Consider the following 16,997-nt stretch of genomic DNA (forward strand, 5'->3'; position numbering starts at 1 on the left):
ACCGACCAACTCTCTGGTGCGGTGTCCTCGCCGATTGCGGGACCGTGTGGCGGCATGGATGCCGCCACCGAGCCTACATGGACGTACTTGCGGCGTGTCCCGCGAGCGGCGAGGGCACCGCGCACTCGACCGACCAGGCTGTTGACTGTTGACCTAAAGCACTCGACTACACCTAAACGATGCGACGACGACATCGGCTGCATGCGCGCCGCGCTAGGCTAGTGCGTTGTCGAACGTCGGTCTGGTGGTCATGTCCAACGCAATCTCGTCGTCCTCTGGCCTGGTGCGTGTGCGCGGTGCGCGCGAGCACAACCTCAAGAACGTGGATGTGGACATCCCGCGCGATGCACTGGTGGTGTTCACCGGAGTGTCCGGCTCGGGCAAGTCGTCGCTGGCGTTCGGCACCATTTTTGCCGAGGCGCAACGCCGCTATCTGGATTCCATTTCGCCGTATGCGCGGCGCCTGATCGACCAGGTCGGCGTGCCGGAAGTGGATTCCATCGAAGGCCTGCCGCCGGCAGTGGCCTTGCAGCAGGCGCGCGGCGCACCGAGTGCGCGCTCGTCGGTGGGCAGCGTCACCACCATCTCCAATTCCTTGCGCATGCTGTATTCGCGTGCGGGCAACTATCCGCCGGGGCAGGAGATTATCTATGCGGACGGATTTTCGCCCAATACTCCCGCCGGTGCATGCCCCACCTGTCATGGCCTGGGGCGCATCTACGACGCCACCGAAGCGACCATGGTACTGGATCGCACACTGAGCATCCGCGATCGCGCAGTGGCCGCCTGGCCCGGTGCCTGGCACGGGCAGAACCAGCGCGACATCCTCACCACGCTCGGCCACGACGTCGACGTGCCGTGGCGCACGCTGCCGAAGAAAACCCGCGACTGGATTCTCTACACCGACGAACAACCGGTGGTGCCGGTGTATGCCGGCTACAGCCTGGACGAGGTCAAGCGCGCGCTGCGCCGCAAGGAAGAACCCAGCTACATGGGCACCTTCACCAGTGCGCGGCGCTATGTGCTGCACACCTTTGCCACCACCCAGAGCGCGCAGATGAAAAAGCGCGTGGCGCAGTATCTGATCAGCACGCAGTGCCCGCAGTGCGATGGCAAGCGGCTGCGACGCGAGGCGTTGTCGGTGACCTTTGCCGGGCTGGATATCGGCGAGCTGTCGCGCAGGCCATTGGATGAAGTGGCGCAGTTGTTGCTCCCGGCTGCCGAGGGCGATGCTGGCAAGCGCAAGCGCAGTAACACACGTACGCAGGCCGACACGCATCCCGAGCAAGCGATTGCCGCGCAACGCATCGCTGCCGATCTACGCGCGCGGATCGCCGTGGTGCAGGCATTGGGCCTGGGCTATCTCAGCCTGGAGCGCAGCACACCCACGTTGTCGCCGGGCGAGCTGCAACGCCTGCGTCTGGCTACGCAGATCCGCTCGCAATTGTTCGGCGTGGTGTATGTGATGGACGAACCCTCGGCCGGCTTGCATCCAGCCGATGCGCAGGCGTTGCTGGGTGCGTTGGATCAGCTCAAGGCTGCCGGCAATTCGGTGTTCGTGGTGGAACACGAGGTGGACGTGATCCGCCATGCGGACTGGATCGTGGATGTGGGCCCGGCTGCTGGCGTGCATGGTGGGCAGGTGCTTTACAGCGGCCCGCCTGCGGGATTGGAACAGGTGGACGCCTCATCCACGCGGCGCTATCTGTTCGGCACGCCGCCGCAGGTGCACAGCCATGCACGCGACGCCACCGGGTGGCTGCAGCTGCGCGGCGTCACCCGCAACAATGTGCGGGAGTTGGATGTCGACTTGCCGCTGGGCGTGTTCACCACCGTCACCGGTGTGTCCGGCTCGGGCAAGTCGTCGTTGGTGAGCCAGGCGCTGGTGGAATTGCTGGCCGCCCATCTTGGGCAAACGCAGGCAGAGGAAGACGAGGCGCTCGATCCGCTGGAGCGTGGCACGCAGGTGCCGCTGGGTGGCGCGATCGTCGGTGGGCTCGATCAGGTGCGTCGCTTGGTGCGTGTCGACCAGAAACCGATCGGCCGCACACCGCGTTCGAATCTGGCCACTTACACCGGCCTGTTCGATCCGGTACGCAAGCTATTCGCCGCCACGCCGGCCGCGCGTCGCCGCCGTTACGGCCCGGGGCAGTTTTCGTTCAATGTCGCCAAGGGCCGCTGCGCCACCTGCGAAGGCGAAGGCTCGGTGCACGTGGAATTGCTGTTCATGCCCAGCGTCTACGCACCGTGCCCCACCTGCCATGGCGCGCGCTACAACTCCAAGACCCTGGAGATCGAACTGCGTGGCCACAGCATCGCGCAGGTGTTGGAAATGACGGTGGACCAAGCCGCCACATTCTTTGCCGAAGACGCCAGCGTGCTGCGTCCGTTGCAGGTGTTGCGCGAAGTAGGGCTGGGCTATCTGCGGCTTGGCCAGCCGGCCACCGAACTCTCCGGTGGCGAGGCGCAGCGCATCAAGCTGGCCACCGAACTGCAACGCGCACAGCGGCGCGACACCGTCTATGTGCTGGACGAGCCGACCACCGGCCTGCATCCGGCCGATGTGGACACCTTGATGCGCCAGCTGCAAGGCCTGGTGGCGGTGGGCAATACGGTGATCGTGGTCGAACACGATATGCGCGTGGCCGCCAGCAGCGACTGGGTGCTGGACATGGGGCCTGGCGCCGGTGGTGCGGGCGGCAATGTTGTGGTGGCTGGTACACCTGATGTGGTTGCACGGCATCGTGAAAGTCGGACCGCGCCGTTCCTGGCGCAAGTAGTGCGCGGAGAATAAAAGGATCTAACAAGCCCTCGAACGCTACAGCGATGGCGGCAACGTGTCGGCCATACGCGCCTTCGTCGACCACTGGAGTGATCTCTGGAATGGGCCGTGAAATAGCTCGGATCGAAGGAACTGATCAGACCGCACCGCATCGCACGGCCGCGCAACACGCACTGCTGGCAACCCTGCACACCGACCATCCCGACTGGTCCTTGCCCGCCCACCGTCGCGGGACCTTACGCGGCATGGATGCCGCGTAAGAGCCTACACGGACGTACTTGCGGCGTGTCCCGCGACGGTGGGCGGGCAAGGGCCCCGCAGCCAAGCCGCAGATCATCCGCTCCAAACCGACGCATCCGCACCGTTCGATGACCTCTCAAGACCACCGAGAGCGTGAGCCTCAACGCAATGTGGCTGTTCCCAAGCAAGCTGGCCGAAGGCGCGATACCCTCACCACGAGCGAGACACGCCGTACATCCATCCCTGAGCTGAGCCACTCCGGTTGCGGCTAGCGCTCAGCCCATCAATTCAATCAGCCCATCAATTCAAAACGTGCAGACACGCCCGCCGCTTCAGCAGAAGGCGCCACCCACACATCGAACACGCCAGGCTCCACGGTTGGCTGCAATGCCTGGCCGATAAACAACAGATCCTCACGGCGCAGCACGAACTCCACCGCCACTCTGCCGCCTGCCGGCACTGCAAGCTTGCGAAAATCCTTCAGCTCGCGCACCGGGCGGCTGATGCTGGCGCTGCGGTCGCGGATGTAGAGCTGCGCCACTTCTTCCGCATCGCGCGTGCCGCGGTTGTAGATGCGCGCGCTGATGCGCAGGCTGCCGGTCGCCGTCATCCGCGTATCGCTCAAGCGCAGCTCGCCGTATTCGATGCGGCCATAGGTCAACCCGTGGCCGAAGGGGAATAGTGCGGTGTTGGGCACCGTTCGGTAGTGCGTTTTATACGGCTCCAGCACATCCGGCTGCGGATTGGGGCGGCCGCTGGAGGTGTGTGCGTAGAAGTAGGGCACCTGGCCTGCCGCGTGCGGAAAACTCACCGGCAAGCGGCCCGATGGCGCACGCGTGCCAAACAGGACGTCGGCCACTGCAGCGCTCGCCTCCGAACCCAGGAACCAGCTGACCAGGATCGACGCGCATGCGAGCACCGGCCCTTCCAGCGCGAGTGCACGGCCGGTGCTCAGCAGCACCACGACCGGCGTGCCGGTGGCGATCACGGCCGCCAGCAATTGCTGTTGTAACTCGGGAATGCTGATCTCGGTGCGCGACTGCGCCTCGCCCGAATAGCTCAGCGGCTCACCGATTGCCAGCAGCGCCACATCGGCATTGCCAGCGGCTGCCACGGCTGCCTGCACGCCGCCCGGCAGCGCTTGATCGAAGCCGCAACCGTCCTCCACGCGCAGTGCAGTGGGGTCGTCCAGCGCGCCCGACAGTGCAGCGGCCAGCGTGTTGCGGTTGTCCTCTTCATCGAACAGGCTCCACGGCCCGGCGTGATTGAGCCAATCGCGCGCCATTGGCCCGATCAGCGCAATGCGCTGGCCGCTGCGTCGCAATGGCAACAGCTCGCCCTCGTTCTTCAGCAACACCACCGATTTACATGCGGCTTCGCGCGCCAGTGCCAGGGTCTCGGCGCGGCGCTGACGCGACTGCGCGAGCCTGGGCCGGATGCGCCGGAACGGATCGTCGAACAGCCCCAGCGCCGCCTTGAACGTCAGCACGCGGCGCACCGAGGCATCCAGCCGTGCCATCGGCACCTCGCCTGCGGCAACCAGGGCAGGCAGGTAGCGCAGATACAGGCCGCTTTCCATGCTGATGTCCACCCCGGCCATGAAGGCCAGCCTGGCCGCCTCGCGGTCGTCGGCTGCAACGCCGTGCGCAACCAGTTCCTGGTCGGCGCTGAAGTCGGACACGACCAGGCCCGCGTAGTCCCACTCCTGCCGCAGCACGCCATCCAGCAACCACGCGTTGGCCGTTGCCGGAATGCCCGACAGTTCGTTGAATGCGGCCATGGTCGTGACCGCGCCGGCAGCGAAAGCGGCCTGAAACGGCGGGAAATAGACCTCGTGCAGCGTCCGCTCGGAGACATCCACACGGTTGTAATCCAGGCCGCCTTCAGCCGCGCCATAGGCGGCGAAATGCTTGGGACAGGCTGCCATCGCATCAGGATTCGCCAATCCCGCATCGCCCTGGAAGCCGCGCACCCGCGCCTGTGCGAACAGCCGCGCCAGTAGCACGTCTTCGCCAGCGCCCTCGACGCCACGGCCCCAGCGTGCATCGCGGGCGATGTCCACCATCGGCGCGAAGGTCCAGTCCAGACCCACCGCACTGGCCTCCATGGCCGCTGCGCGCGCCGTGCGCCGTGCCAGGCCTGGCTCGAAGCTGGCCGCTTCGGCCAACGGCACCGGGAAGACGGTGGTATAGCCATGGATCACATCGGCGGCGAACAGCAACGGAATGCGCAGCCGGCTTTGCAGCGCTGCCTTCTGCAGTTGCTGGTGCCAGCGGACGTTGGAGCCATTGAAGACCCCGGTCAGCCGCCCGGCCCGGGCCGCAGCCAGCTGATCGTCCCCATCGGCAGAGCGTGCAAGCGGGTTGGCGACGATCGCCTTGCCATCCTGCTGCGCCGAGCTGAACAGGCTGAGCTGGCCGGCTTTTTCTTCCACGCTCATGCGCGCGATCAGTGCGTCGATGAAAGCAGGCGTGCGCACCGCCCCGGGCGGCAGCGCCCAGCCGGTGGGAATGCGCGCGAGCAGGCCTAGCGCGGCGGCGCCACCCAGCAGCTGGCGCCGCGTCGTGCGTGGAGACATGTGAGGATTCTTGGGTGGCAGTGTGTGTGCACGCTACAGGATGGGCGACGCAGGTAACCACACTGCTTTCGCTTTCCGCGCGGTGACAACGCAGAGGCCTGCAGATCGATCACGAACCGGTCATGCACCTCGTTGCGCGTGCGAACGTGATGCCCGGATGGCCAAGCCCGCCGATGCCGACCACGCTCACGATGTGGCCGGTGCCGGTGCCGGTGCCGCAGCAATGCAACGGCGCGAAGGTGGTGATGCCGGTTGATCGCAACATCATTGCGGCGCACCGCGCACCGCGCACCGCGCGGCGCTCGAACTGCCACGGCGGCATAGAGCCTTCGTTGACGGCTCGCCAGCTGGTGCGCCACGCTTTGCGCGGTACCTCTCCGCATTACCGTGGCAGCCAGCCTGGCGCATGCGCGCCGCTGCGTGGCGACCGGCGGCTCAGCGGGCCTTGCAGAACAACGACAGGTCCACCGACGCGGCCATGCGTTGATACCCGGCATCGTTGGGATGCAGGAAATCGCGGGTCAGTGCGGCGGGCAGCCACTCCGGCCTGGCAGGGTCGCGCAGCGCGGCGTCGAAGTCGATCACCGCATCGAATGCCTGCCCATCGCGGATGAAACCGTTGAGCGTCTGGCGTGTGGCCGCCGCCACCGGCTCGTAGCGATCGGAGTTGCCGAACGGCGTCAGCGTGGCGCCGATCACGGCGATGCCGTGTTGCTGCAGCCGGGTCACGATCTGGCGATACCCCAGCACCATGTCGGCGGCATTGCGGCCGGGAATCGCATCCGGCGGACCGCTGTGGCGGATGTCGTTGATGCCTTCGAACAGGATCACCTGGTCCACGCCGGGCAGCGCCAGCACGTCGCGATCCAGCCGCGCCAGCGCGCTGGGGCTGCGGCCATCGTCGAGCAGCTTGTTGCCGCTGATGCCGGCATTGAGCACCACCACGCTGCCGGGGCAACGCTGCTCCAGCCGCCTGGCCAACAGGGCCGGCCAATCGCCATTGGCGCCGCGCGTGGCGGTGGCGCCTTCGGTGATCGAATCGCCCAGCGCCACCACCACGGTCTGGCGGAGATGCGGCGGTTGGACGTAAAGGGCGGAGATGACGTTCTGGCGATACGCCAACGCCTTGCTGTCCGGCACCTCGGCCTGGCCCTTGACCACCCGCAGTGCAGTGCGGCGTACTGCCGGACGCGCCGGCGTGGGGAAATACAGGCTGACCGCCACCTCGCCCAATGCGGGCGCGCGCAGCGGCACCGGGTCGCTGAGCAGCACGCCACCGGGCGGCACGGTCACGCTGGCGCGTCCATCGAAGCGCAGCGGTTGCGCGTCCCCGGCGCCGCCCAGCAGGCGCGCGGTGCCCGCACCGATCGTCAGTGGTGCGGTGCCCAGCTCGTTGCTGATGCGCACGCGCAATGCCACTGCCGCACTGCCCAGGCGCATGTCCTGGCGCACCGTTTCATCGGCAAATTGCAGCGGCGTGTCGGCGCCGCCGTCGAGCCGGTCCGGCGTCGCCGAGGCGATCCAGGCCGGCACCCAGCGTGGTGCCGGGTGCGCAGTGGCCGGGCCCGCCAGCAAGACGCCCAGTGTCGCAGTCATCATCCATCGCCAGGCCATGCGCAAGACTCCTTTGTCGATCAGGAAAAGAACACGCCGCCGTTGACGTCCAGGTTGGCGCCATTGATGAAGCTGGCCGCATCCGATGCCAGGTACAACGCCGCATCGGCGGCTTCGTCCGGGCGGCCTTCGCGTCGCAGCGGGGTGGCATTGGCGACGAAGGCGCGCACTTCCGGCTTGGTGAAGTCGTCGTGGAAGCGGGTGGAGATCATGCCGCAGCACAGTGCGTTGACGCGGATGCCGCGCGGGCCCAGTTCCTTGGCCATCGCGCGCGAGAACGTCATCACCGCCGCCTTGGCGGTGGCGTAGATGGCTGCGCCCGGTCCGCCGCCATCGCGCCCGGCAAGCGAGGCGAAATTGACGATCGCGCCGCCCTCGCGCATATGCGGCGCCACTGCCTGGGTGGTCAGGTAGACCGATTTGAGGTTGAGGTCCATCACCTGATGGAAGAAGGCCTCGTCGATGTCGGCCAGTGGCTTGCGCGCCAGCATGCCGCCGGCCACGTTGATCAGCACATCGATGTGCTGGCCGAATGCGGTGCGGGTGGCGGTCAGCAGGCCGGCCACGGCGGTGGCATCGGTGACGTCGGCGCGGTGCAGGATGCCCTGGCCGCCGGCGGCCTGCAGCTGCGCCAGCGTGTCGCGCGCGCTGGCGTCGTCGTTGGCGTAGTTGATGCAGACCTTGGCGCCGGCCGCAGCCAGCTTGAGCGAGATGGCGCGGCCGATATCGCGGCCACCGCCGGTGACGATGGCGACCTTGTCGTGGAAGTGCATGCGGGTGTGTCCTGTTGGTGTGGGGAAAACGGAGAAGGCAGCGGGCACGGTCAGGTGCCCGGTGCGTCGAGTCGGTGGATGCGGCCGGTGACCAGCCACAGCGCGGCCAGCGAGGCCGGCACCAGCGCGGCGACCAGGATGAACATCGGGGCATACGAGGTGGCGGTCATCACCGGGACCAGCCAGGTGGTGATCAAGGTGCCGGCCACCGCGGCCATGCCGCCGATGCCGGCCAGCGAGCCGACCGATTTACCGGCGAACAGATCGCCCGGCAGGGTCTGGATATTGCCGATGGCGATCTGGAAGCCGAACAGCACCGCGGCAATCGTCAGCACCGCCATGCGCGGGTCGGCCGCCTGCACGGCGCCGAGCAGCGCCGGCGCCATGATGGCCCCGCCCAGGGTGATGGTCCATTTGCGCGCGCGGTCCACGCTCCAGCCGGCCGCGATCAGCCGCCCGGACAGCCAGCCGCCGCACAGGCTGCCCAGCATTGCGCCGACGAACGGCACCCAGGCGAACGCGCCGATCTGCTTGATGTCGAAGTGGAAGGTCTCGGCCAGGTAGATCGGCAGCCACGACACGAACAGCCACCAGATCGGGTCCAGGAAGAACCGCGCCAGCACGATCCCCCAGCTTTGCCGGTGCGACATCAGCTGGCGCAGCGTGGGCAGGTAGGCCGGCGGCGGCGCGCTGCCGGCCTCGGGCGCATCCAGGATCAAGGCACGCTCGGCCGCGTTGACCCAGGGATGCCGGTCCGGCCCGGCGCGGTAGATCACCAGCCACGGCAGCAACCACAGCATGCCGAGCACGCCGATCAGCACGAACGTGCCCTTCCAGCCGAACGACAGGAACAGCAGCGCGATCAGCGGCGCCGAGACGATCGCGCCGATGGAGGCGCCGGCATTGAAGATGCCCTGCGCCAACGCACGCTCGCGCGCGGGAAACCATTCCGCATTGGCCTTGACCGCGCCCGGCCAGGCGCCGGCTTCGCTGATGCCCAGCAGTGCGCGCACTACCGAGAACGCCATGATGGAGTGCGTGACCGCATGCAGCGCGATGGAGAGTGACCACACCGCGATGGACAGGGCAAAGCCGAGCCGGGTGCCGATGATGTCGAACAGCCGCCCGAACACGAACTGCCCGGCGGCATAGAACAGCATGAAGATGGTGACCAGCAGCGCGTAGTCTTCCTTGGTGGCGCCGATGTCGCGCGAGATCGCCGGCCACATTACCGCCAGCGCGTTGCGGTCGATGTAGTTGATCACCGTGGCCACCGCGATCAGCGCCACGATCAGCCAGCGCACCGCCGAGCGCTTGCCCGCGGGGCCGGTGCGGGTGGAAGTGGCGGCGGTGCTCATTGCGCACCTGCGGCGCGATCGAAGCGCGCGTAGCCGCCGCGCCAGCTGTAGCGCTGACCGGCGGCCTGTACTTGGTGGCTGCGTTGTGCATCGGCGTCGTCGGCCACCGCCAGCGCGATGCGCTGGCCGCCGACCAGGGTGAGCACGATCACCTCGGCATCGTCGCCGCGCACGCGCTCGATGGCGCGGATGCGGCTGTTGGCCCCATGCACGTATTCGGCAGTGCCGTTGTATTCGCCATGCGGTTCCAGCACGCCGAAGAAGCTGACATTGGCCTGCCCATCGACGCGCTGGATCAGCGCTGGCTCGCGGCGCAGATTGAAGTTCGGGTCGTTGGCGCCGCTTTCCACCAGCAACGCACGCGCAGGCGCGCTGCTGCCGAAGCGGTAGCTGTAAAAACGACCGGCGAGCAGCCAGCTCAGGCTGCGCGTGTCGGTGCTCGCGTCGCTGGAGGCGTCCACCCACAGATGCTGGTAGCCGTTGGCCTTGCCCAGCACCACACGTTGCGTCAGTGCGCGCTCTGCGGTGAAGCCGACCTGCATGATCTGCCCGTTGAAGTGCAGCGGCAGGTCGTAACGTGCCGGAGCGCTGGCGGTGACGCGCAGCAGGTCGACCACCACCGGCAGGCGCAGCTCCGGGTGCGACAGCAGCGCCTGGGTGCGGGTGAAGCTGACCCCGTCGTAGGCCTGCTGCATGCGCGCCGACACGATCTGGGTGTCGGCAGTGCTGGCGAACAGCAGCTGCGTCGGCGCATGTTGCTCGCCCACCTTCCAGTCGCCGTTGAAGTGGCTGGTCTCGTTCACCACCAGCGTGTTGTGCGCAACGGTCTGCTTGGCCCAGCTGGTGTTCTCCGGCAGATAGATGCCGCCGGCCTTGGCTTCCACGTTCAAGAAGCGCGCCGCGCCATAGTCGGTGACCACGCGCTGGCCGTTGTCGTAGAACAGCCAGTTCAACTTGTCGAAATGGCCGTGGCCCATGCCTTGCGAGGTGTTCTTCATCACCAGCGTCTGGCCGTCTTCGCCGCCGCCGCGCAGGATCGCCAGTGCGCCCTGGTCGCCCTGTGCGCCATCGCGCAGCAACACGCTGCCGAAGGCGAACGGTTGGGCGCGGCCCTGCGCGAGCGCGCTGGCCACGGCCAGGCCTTCGGGCGTGAGCAGCACGCGGCGCTGGCGTTGTGCGATGGACAGCAGCTGCGCATCGTGGGTCTGCGCGTAGGCGATGCCGATGCCGGCCACCAGTTCTTCGGTATCCAGGCCCTTGTCGAGGATGGCGTCGTTGATCGGGAAGAAATAGCCGCCGTAGCTGCTCTGCACCAGGCTATTTACGGCCTTGAGCAGCACGCCGTCGCGGCGCTGGAAGATGCGCTGCTGCGGCTGGTTGCGTGCGATCGCGTTGGCGAACAGCACGAACGGCGCCAGGGCATAGCGTTGGTAATACGGGCCTTCGGCGTAGTAGCCGTCCGGCGAGAACAGCTGGTCCACCTGCGCCAGGAAGCCGGCCTTGCCATCGCGCTTGCTGCCGCGCAGCGCCTTGTCCACCAACGCCTGATCGCGCAGCACATAGCCGGTCATGCCGACTGCGGCCACCGCCCAGGTGGCGTGGTTGTGGATCTTGTCGAAGTTGTCGGCGCTTTCGTCGCACAGGAAGTGCGCCATGCGCGCGAACACATCGCGGTCGATGGTGGCGCGGTCCTGCGCGCTGAGCGTGTCGCGGATGGCGTCGTAGCCCTGGCTTGCGTAGACCAGCCACACCGAGTCGTTCAAGGATTGCCAGAACAGCCGCCCCGGCACCTGGCCGCGCCCGGCGGGGTGTGTGCCCAGCGTGGGATACAGGCGTGCGTAAGCCAGCAGCACGTCGCGCGCGTAGTCGGCGTAGGCGCGATCGCCGGTGAGCCGGTACAGCGCGCCGGCCGCCTGGATGGTCTGGTAGTTACGTTTGTGCTGCTCGTGGCTGGCGCCGCCGCCGGGATCCCTGGGCACCGGCACGTCCACGCCTGCCTTCATCGCCGCGCGCACGCTGGCTTCGGCGCGCGCCTGTTCGCGGGCGAACAACGGCAGCCTGGCGCCATCGCTGGCCATGTCGCGCCATTGCTGTGCGGTCACCAGCACCGGTGCGGCATCGGTCGCGCGCTGTTGCGGCTGCGCCGCTTGCTCGGCCGCAGGTGACGGGGCGGCGATGCAGGGCAGGGCGCTGCCGGCGCCGACCAGGACCAGCAGCAACAGGCGGGTGGAACGGGTCATAGCAGGGGCTCCGCTGCGTCGGCGCGCAACGCCGGAGTGCCGACGAACTGGTTGCCGCTGGCGATGAGGTTGGGCGTGCCGGTGGTGTGCTGCGCCAGGATCGCGGCACTGTCGAGGAACCGGTTATTGCGCAGCGCAATGCGCTGTACGCCGTGCAGGCGCAACGACGCACCCGCAGGGTGGCCGACCTGCACGAAGTGCGAGTCGCTCACCTGCAGCACCGGGCCGAAGGTGCTTTCGTCGCGGCCACCGCGATACAGGTCCAGCACCGGCCCGGCGACGCGGTGGAACTGCGACTGCCGCACGGTCACCTGTTCGACGTTGTAGGTGCCACGGTCGTCGGTCTCGGCGTGCGCGGACAGCACCCGGCCGGAGACGTCCTCGACCAGCAGCCGGTCCAGCAGGATGTGGTCGGCCAGGCTGCCCTTGCCGAGTGCGATGACATCGAAGCCGGGGTGCGCGTCCAGATGATGCAGGTGGGTGTCGCGCAGCGTGAGCTGGTACTGCGCCACGGCGGTGCCGGGCTTGGTGCGGATGACCGCGTTGCCCGGCCGCGCGGGCGCGGCGCGACCGTCGATCTCGAGCCGGGCCAGGCTGAGCGAGCCGCCGGGTGCGATCTGGAACAGCGCCGGTTGCGAAAAGCGGATCCGCGCGCGGCCGTGTGGCGGGCCTTCCAAGGTTAATGGGCGGTCCACGTCGAGAATGTCATCGACCTGGTAGCGCCCTGCATCCAGTTGCAGGCGATCGCCGGGGCCGGCCTGCGCTACGGCGTCGCTCAGGCTGGCCGGGCCCGGTCGCACGCGCGTGCGGCGGCCGCTGTCGGTCACCGCTTGCGGCGCCTGCTTGGGGTACCAGCTCACGCCCACCTGTGCGCGCGCGATGTAGCTCAGCGCCGGGTCGGCACCGACGCCAGTGGCGTTGTCGGCCACCAGCAAGCCGGTGCTGGCGCGGGTCATCGTCACCTGGCGGCTGTTGACGCCGCCGGGCAGGCGGGTGGAGGCCAGCGGGCTTTGCAGGTTGCTGGCAAACGCAATGCCGGAGAGATCGCCCAGCACGCGCACCGGGTCGTTGGCGGCGACGATCAGGTTGCCGGCAAAGCGGCTGTTGATCGGTGCGGCGGTGCGCTCGGCATCCATGCCGGCACCGAAGAACAGCTGGTTGACGGTCACGAAGGTGTTGCGCTCGATGCGCGCCTGGTCCACCTGCACGTAGCGGTTGGCGGGCGAGTTGGGCACCCCGTACATGATGCTCAGTGCTGACGAATAGCCATCGCCGGCCAGGTTTTCCAGATAGTTGTGGCGCACGGTCTGCTTGCGGTTGATCACGCGGATGCCGCCGGTGTCGGCCTTGCCGTCGCCGAAGAAGACGTTGCGCTCGACCAGGTTGCCATCGCCATGCCGCAGCACCAGCGCGCCGCGCGACTGCTTGAACACATTGCCACGGTAGGTGTTGCCGCCGGACTTGTTGGAGACCACCTCCACCTCGCCGTCGCAGCCTTCGAACCAGTTGTTGTCCACCACCGAGTTGGAGGCGCTGTCGGCATCGCTGCTGGTGCCGATGCGTAGCGTCTCGCCGCCATTGGCGCCCAGGTTGGGGCGTGGCCCGAACCAGTTGTGGTCGATGCGATGGCGGTTGTCCAGGCCCTGGGTGGCGTCGCGCACCACCACCAGGGTGGGGCCGGCATTGGTCTTGCCGACCAGCTGGTTGTGGTCGAAGCGGTTGTCGCTGTCGTACAGCGCCACCCAGTTGTCCGAGTCGCTGCGAGTGGGCTTGCTGAAGCCGTCCACCACCACCCCGGTGATGCGGCTGTGGCGCGCGCGTTCCTTGCTGGAGATGCGGTACGACAGCACCGCATCGCCCGGGCTGTGGCCGTCGCGGAACACCAGGTTGGACACCACCAGGTAGGTGCCGGCCATGCGCAGGTCGGAGGTGCCGCTGATGATCACCTTGCCGGGCGTTTGCGCGGTGAGGGTGATCGGCTGCTCGGCGGTGCCTTGCCCGCGCAGCACGATGGCGAAATCCCGCCACTGCCCATCGGCCAGCACGATGCGATCGCCGGCACGCAGCGCGGCCGCCGCCACGGCGTACTCGCTCTGGTCGTGCACCAGGTACGCGGTGGCCTGGGCCGAGCCGATCCAGGCAGGCGCACATAGCAGCAACAGGCAGGCAAGGGAGACGGGGGATCGCATCGGGATGCTCCTGGACGCTGGCGCGTCGGTGATGGCCGAGGGTAACAGTGCAGGCTGGATCGTAAACCAAAATCGTAGTCCAGTTGCTTGCTATTGAAGCGCGTGTAACGTCGGATGTCATGCTGCGTGCGCACAAATTATTTCGCAAAATTGGCCTAATCAGGTGGCCCGCTCGGCAAATCGAGGAAATGATTGACTTGGCGTTTATCCGCGTGGAGTCTCCGCAATGCCCGATTTCGGGCATCCTTTGGGAGGAGGAATTGTGTGGTATTTAAAAATAGTCCAATCATCTAGACCAATTAGCCGTAACGTCTTGGCTCAGGCGCTGCTGGGCGCCCTTGTATTGGCAAGTGCACAAGCGGCTGCCCAGCAAACCGATGCTGCCCAGGCGCCGCCGCAGCAAGCACCCACCACGCTGGACCAGGTCAAGGTCACCGGCATCCGCAGCTCGATCCAGTCGTCCATCGACGGCAAGCGCGAGCAGACGGTGGTGGCCGACGTGCTGTCGGCCGAGGACATCGGCGACCTGCCGGCGCTGTCGATCGGCGAGGCGATCGAGACCATCACCGGTGCGGCCACGCACCGCGAAAAAGGCGGCGCCTCGGAGATTTCCATCCGTGGCCTGGGGCCGTTCCTGGGCTCGGCCACCTTCAACGGGCGCGAGGCCAGCAACGGCAGCGGCGACCGCTCGGTGAACTTCAACCAGTTCCCCTCCGAACTCATCAACACCGTGGCGATCTACAAGACCCAGCGCGCCGACTTCGTCGAAGGCGGCATCGCCGGCACGGTCAACATGCAGACCGTGCGGCCGCTGGAATTCGGCAAGCGCCGTGTGCAGCTGGACGGGCGGGCGACCTATGCCGATGGCGACAGCAAGTTGCGCGACGCCGATGGCGTGGGTTGGCGCGGCACCGTCAGCTACCTGGACCAGTTCGACCTGCGCGGAGCCGGCAAACTCGGGGTCTCGCTCGGCCTGCAGCGGCTGGAGGGCACCAACCCGGAAGAAGTGATGAGCAGCAGCTCCACCTGGACGGCCTGCAACGCCAATGAAGTGGTGGGCGCCAGCCGCAACTGCACCGCCGTAACCCCGGCGCAGGTGCGGGCGGGCACGCCGTATTATCTGGCGCCCGGCAGCCGCGTATACCGCCAGATCAGCGAACACGATCAACGCGACGCGGCCTTTGCCGCGCTGCAATGGCGGCCGTTCGACGGCCTGGATGTGGCACTGGATTACCAGGACTCGCAGCGCACCGTCACCGAAGACCGCGCCGAGCTCAATTTCTCCGAGACCTTGCGCAACCTCAACAACCGCCAGGTGGGCGACAACGGCGCCTTGCTCGGCCACACCGGCAGTAGCACGGTGGAGTCCTCCACCGACTACAAGGTGCGCGACGAGCAGTATCGCGGTGGCGGGCTACGCGTGGAATGGCGCCCGAACGCGGCCTGGATGCTGTCCACCGACCTGTCGTATTCGCGCACCGAGCGCAGCGAGATCGACCGCCTGATGCGGCTGCGCTCCAACGCCACCGACATCAACGGCAACCGCGTGCCCGGGATCAACGGGCAACGCGTGGACTACACCTATACCTATGCCGGCGATGTGCCGGGGATCGTCGTCGATCCTGCGTTCGACCTGAACAACCCGGACAATTTCAGCGCGGCCGCGCGCGCGCGCCGCGACGAGTTGCGCCGCGCGCACACCATCCGGGCCTGGCGTTTCGATGGCGCCTTCACCCCGGAAAGCGGGCTGCTCACCTCCATCAAGGGCGGCGTGCGCCTGTCCGAGGCGACCTACCGCGACCTGGACGACCGCGTCGAGCGCAACGTCACCGATGCGGCCACGATCCGCGCCGCCAACCTGGCCTGCCGGCAACCGTTTCCGCAGGAGGATTTCCTCTCCGGCGCCAGCGGCAACACCATCCAGCAGTGGGCCACCTTCGACAGCCGCTGTCTGTTTAGCGCCATCACCGGCGTGGACGACACCGGTCGCAATGCCGACTCGCGCGGCACCGCCGACGCCGATGTGGAAGAAAAGACCCGCGCGCTGTATGTGATGGGCGAGTTCGCCAGCACGCTGTTCGGGCTGCCGCTGGATGGCAACCTGGGCGTGCGCTGGGTGCGCACGGATGTGAGCTCGGTGGGATTGCGCGGCGAGCTGGACGTGGTCGACAACCCTGACGGCACCATCCAGCTGGTGGAAACCGGGCGCTTCGCCGCGCAGACGGTGCGTGCGTCCAACCGCGTGTTCCTGCCCAGCTTCAATGCCAACATCGGCCTCACCGAACAGACCCAGCTGCGCTTCGGGCTGTACCGGGCCATGGCGCGCCCGGATCTGGTGGCGCTGTCTGCCGGGCGCACCTTCATCCTGGAACCGGGGACAGAATTCAATAGCGTCGGCGAGGCGATCGGCAGCATCACCGCCACCGGCAACCCGCGCACGCGGCCGCTGTTGTCGTCCAATGCGGACGTGTCGCTGGAGTGGTATCCCAATGCCGACTCCCTGCTCAGCGCCGCGGTGTACTACAAGCAGTTCACCGGTGGCGCAGTGCCCACGGTGGTGGACGAGCGCTTCGTCATCGACGGCACGTCGGTGGTGGTGCCGGTGGTACAGGACGTCACCACCCGGCAAAAGAGCGATCTCACCGGGCTGGAGCTGACCGGCACCCACCGCTTCTCCTACCTGCCGGCGCCGTTCGACGGCCTGGGCGTCAAGCTGAGCTACAACTACGCCGATTCCAACTACAAGACCCAGGATCTGCGCCTGGGCGACCAGGTCGATCCGGAAACCGGCCTGGTGAGCAGCGGCATCGTCGCGCCGGCCAATATCTTCGGCCTGTCGCGGCACGTGTTCTCCAGCCAGCTGTATTACGCCATCGGCGCGGTCGACCTGCAGGCCATCTACAAGTACCGCTCCGAGTATTTCCAGAAGTTCGTCGGCGCCCCGGCGCAGAACCGCTACGTGCGCGACAGCGGCACCCTGGACCTGCGTGCCAGCTACCGCTTCAATGCGCAGCTGTCGGTGTCGCTGGAGGCATCCAACCTGACCAACGAGCCGCGCATCTCCGACATGCCGGTGCCCGGCAGCTTCCGTGAGTACAACACTTACGGGCGACGCTATTATTTGGGGGTGCGCTACCGGTTCTAGCGTCGCTTACCGGCGCGGCTTTTGCTGCGCCACCTGTCCGGCACCCGCGTGCCGGGCCGATCACCTTGAGGGTTTGAG

General features: G+C 67.3%; 9 protein-coding genes. 2 read left to right on the forward strand and 7 right to left on the reverse strand.

From position 1 onward, the window contains the following. The first annotated feature begins 250 nt into the window (after positions 1–250). Positions 251–2,794: an excinuclease ABC subunit UvrA gene (locus NMB96_RS12240; protein WP_043889702.1), complete on the forward strand. Its 2,544-nt coding sequence runs from the start codon at positions 251–253 to the stop codon at positions 2,792–2,794. Positions 2,795–3,314: 520 nt separating this feature from the next. On the opposite strand, the gene NMB96_RS12245 is transcribed toward NMB96_RS12240, so the two are convergent. The 7 genes from NMB96_RS12245 to NMB96_RS12275 all read right to left on the reverse strand — a co-directional run bounded on the left by NMB96_RS12245 (position 3,315) and on the right by NMB96_RS12275 (position 13,774). Further along, positions 3,315–5,600, reverse strand: coding sequence for a glycoside hydrolase family 3 N-terminal domain-containing protein (locus NMB96_RS12245; protein ID WP_255084944.1), 2,286 nt, complete (start codon positions 5,598–5,600; stop codon positions 3,315–3,317). A 109-nt stretch (positions 5,601–5,709) separates the two neighbouring features. After that, positions 5,710–5,922, reverse strand: coding sequence for a hypothetical protein (locus NMB96_RS12250; protein WP_255084945.1), 213 nt, complete (start codon positions 5,920–5,922; stop codon positions 5,710–5,712). A gap of 113 nt (positions 5,923–6,035) precedes the next feature. Next, positions 6,036–7,214: an SGNH/GDSL hydrolase family protein gene (locus NMB96_RS12255; RefSeq protein WP_023903048.1), complete on the reverse strand. Its 1,179-nt coding sequence runs from the start codon at positions 7,212–7,214 to the stop codon at positions 6,036–6,038. Positions 7,215–7,234: 20 nt separating this feature from the next. After that, entirely contained in the window at positions 7,235–7,987 is a 753-nt protein-coding gene (locus tag NMB96_RS12260; RefSeq protein ID WP_055819023.1) for an SDR family NAD(P)-dependent oxidoreductase, read from the reverse strand. A gap of 50 nt (positions 7,988–8,037) precedes the next feature. Further along, positions 8,038–9,345 (reverse strand): MFS transporter, encoded by a 1,308-nt coding sequence (locus NMB96_RS12265; RefSeq protein WP_255084946.1) that lies wholly within the window; start codon positions 9,343–9,345, stop codon positions 8,038–8,040. Continuing rightward, on the reverse strand, positions 9,342–11,585 hold the full coding sequence (locus tag NMB96_RS12270) for an oligoalginate lyase (protein ID WP_255084947.1): 2,244 nt from the start codon (positions 11,583–11,585) through the stop codon (positions 9,342–9,344). Before NMB96_RS12270 ends, NMB96_RS12265 begins: the two co-directional genes overlap by 4 nt. After that, positions 11,582–13,774 (reverse strand): polysaccharide lyase 6 family protein, encoded by a 2,193-nt coding sequence (locus NMB96_RS12275; protein WP_255084948.1) that lies wholly within the window; start codon positions 13,772–13,774, stop codon positions 11,582–11,584. The genes NMB96_RS12270 and NMB96_RS12275 overlap by 4 nt, the downstream gene beginning before the upstream one ends. Positions 13,775–14,000: 226 nt before the next feature. Between NMB96_RS12275 and NMB96_RS12280 the strand changes: the two genes are divergently transcribed. After that, a complete protein-coding gene (locus tag NMB96_RS12280) occupies positions 14,001–16,919 on the forward strand; it encodes a TonB-dependent receptor (RefSeq protein WP_255084949.1) in 2,919 nt (972 codons plus the stop codon). Positions 16,920–16,997: the final 78 nt, after the last annotated feature.

The organism is Xanthomonas hortorum (genome assembly GCF_024339125.1).
Taxonomy (GTDB): Bacteria; Pseudomonadota; Gammaproteobacteria; order Xanthomonadales; family Xanthomonadaceae; genus Xanthomonas; species Xanthomonas hortorum.

Excerpts from the sequence above, each read along its gene's own strand:
- NMB96_RS12240 (WP_043889702.1), top strand. The coding sequence starts at position 251 with ATGTCCAACGCAATCTCGTCGTCCTCTGGCCTGGTGCGTGTGCGCGGT.
- NMB96_RS12245 (WP_255084944.1), bottom strand. The coding sequence starts at position 5,600 with ATGTCTCCACGCACGACGCGGCGCCAGCTGCTGGGTGGCGCCGCCGCG.
- NMB96_RS12250 (WP_255084945.1), bottom strand. The coding sequence starts at position 5,922 with ATGCCGCCGTGGCAGTTCGAGCGCCGCGCGGTGCGCGGTGCGCGGTGC.
- NMB96_RS12255 (WP_023903048.1), bottom strand. The coding sequence starts at position 7,214 with ATGGCCTGGCGATGGATGATGACTGCGACACTGGGCGTCTTGCTGGCG.
- NMB96_RS12260 (WP_055819023.1), bottom strand. The coding sequence starts at position 7,987 with ATGCACTTCCACGACAAGGTCGCCATCGTCACCGGCGGTGGCCGCGAT.
- NMB96_RS12265 (WP_255084946.1), bottom strand. The coding sequence starts at position 9,345 with ATGAGCACCGCCGCCACTTCCACCCGCACCGGCCCCGCGGGCAAGCGC.
- NMB96_RS12270 (WP_255084947.1), bottom strand. The coding sequence starts at position 11,585 with ATGACCCGTTCCACCCGCCTGTTGCTGCTGGTCCTGGTCGGCGCCGGC.
- NMB96_RS12275 (WP_255084948.1), bottom strand. The coding sequence starts at position 13,774 with ATGCGATCCCCCGTCTCCCTTGCCTGCCTGTTGCTGCTATGTGCGCCT.
- NMB96_RS12280 (WP_255084949.1), top strand. The coding sequence starts at position 14,001 with ATGCCCGATTTCGGGCATCCTTTGGGAGGAGGAATTGTGTGGTATTTA.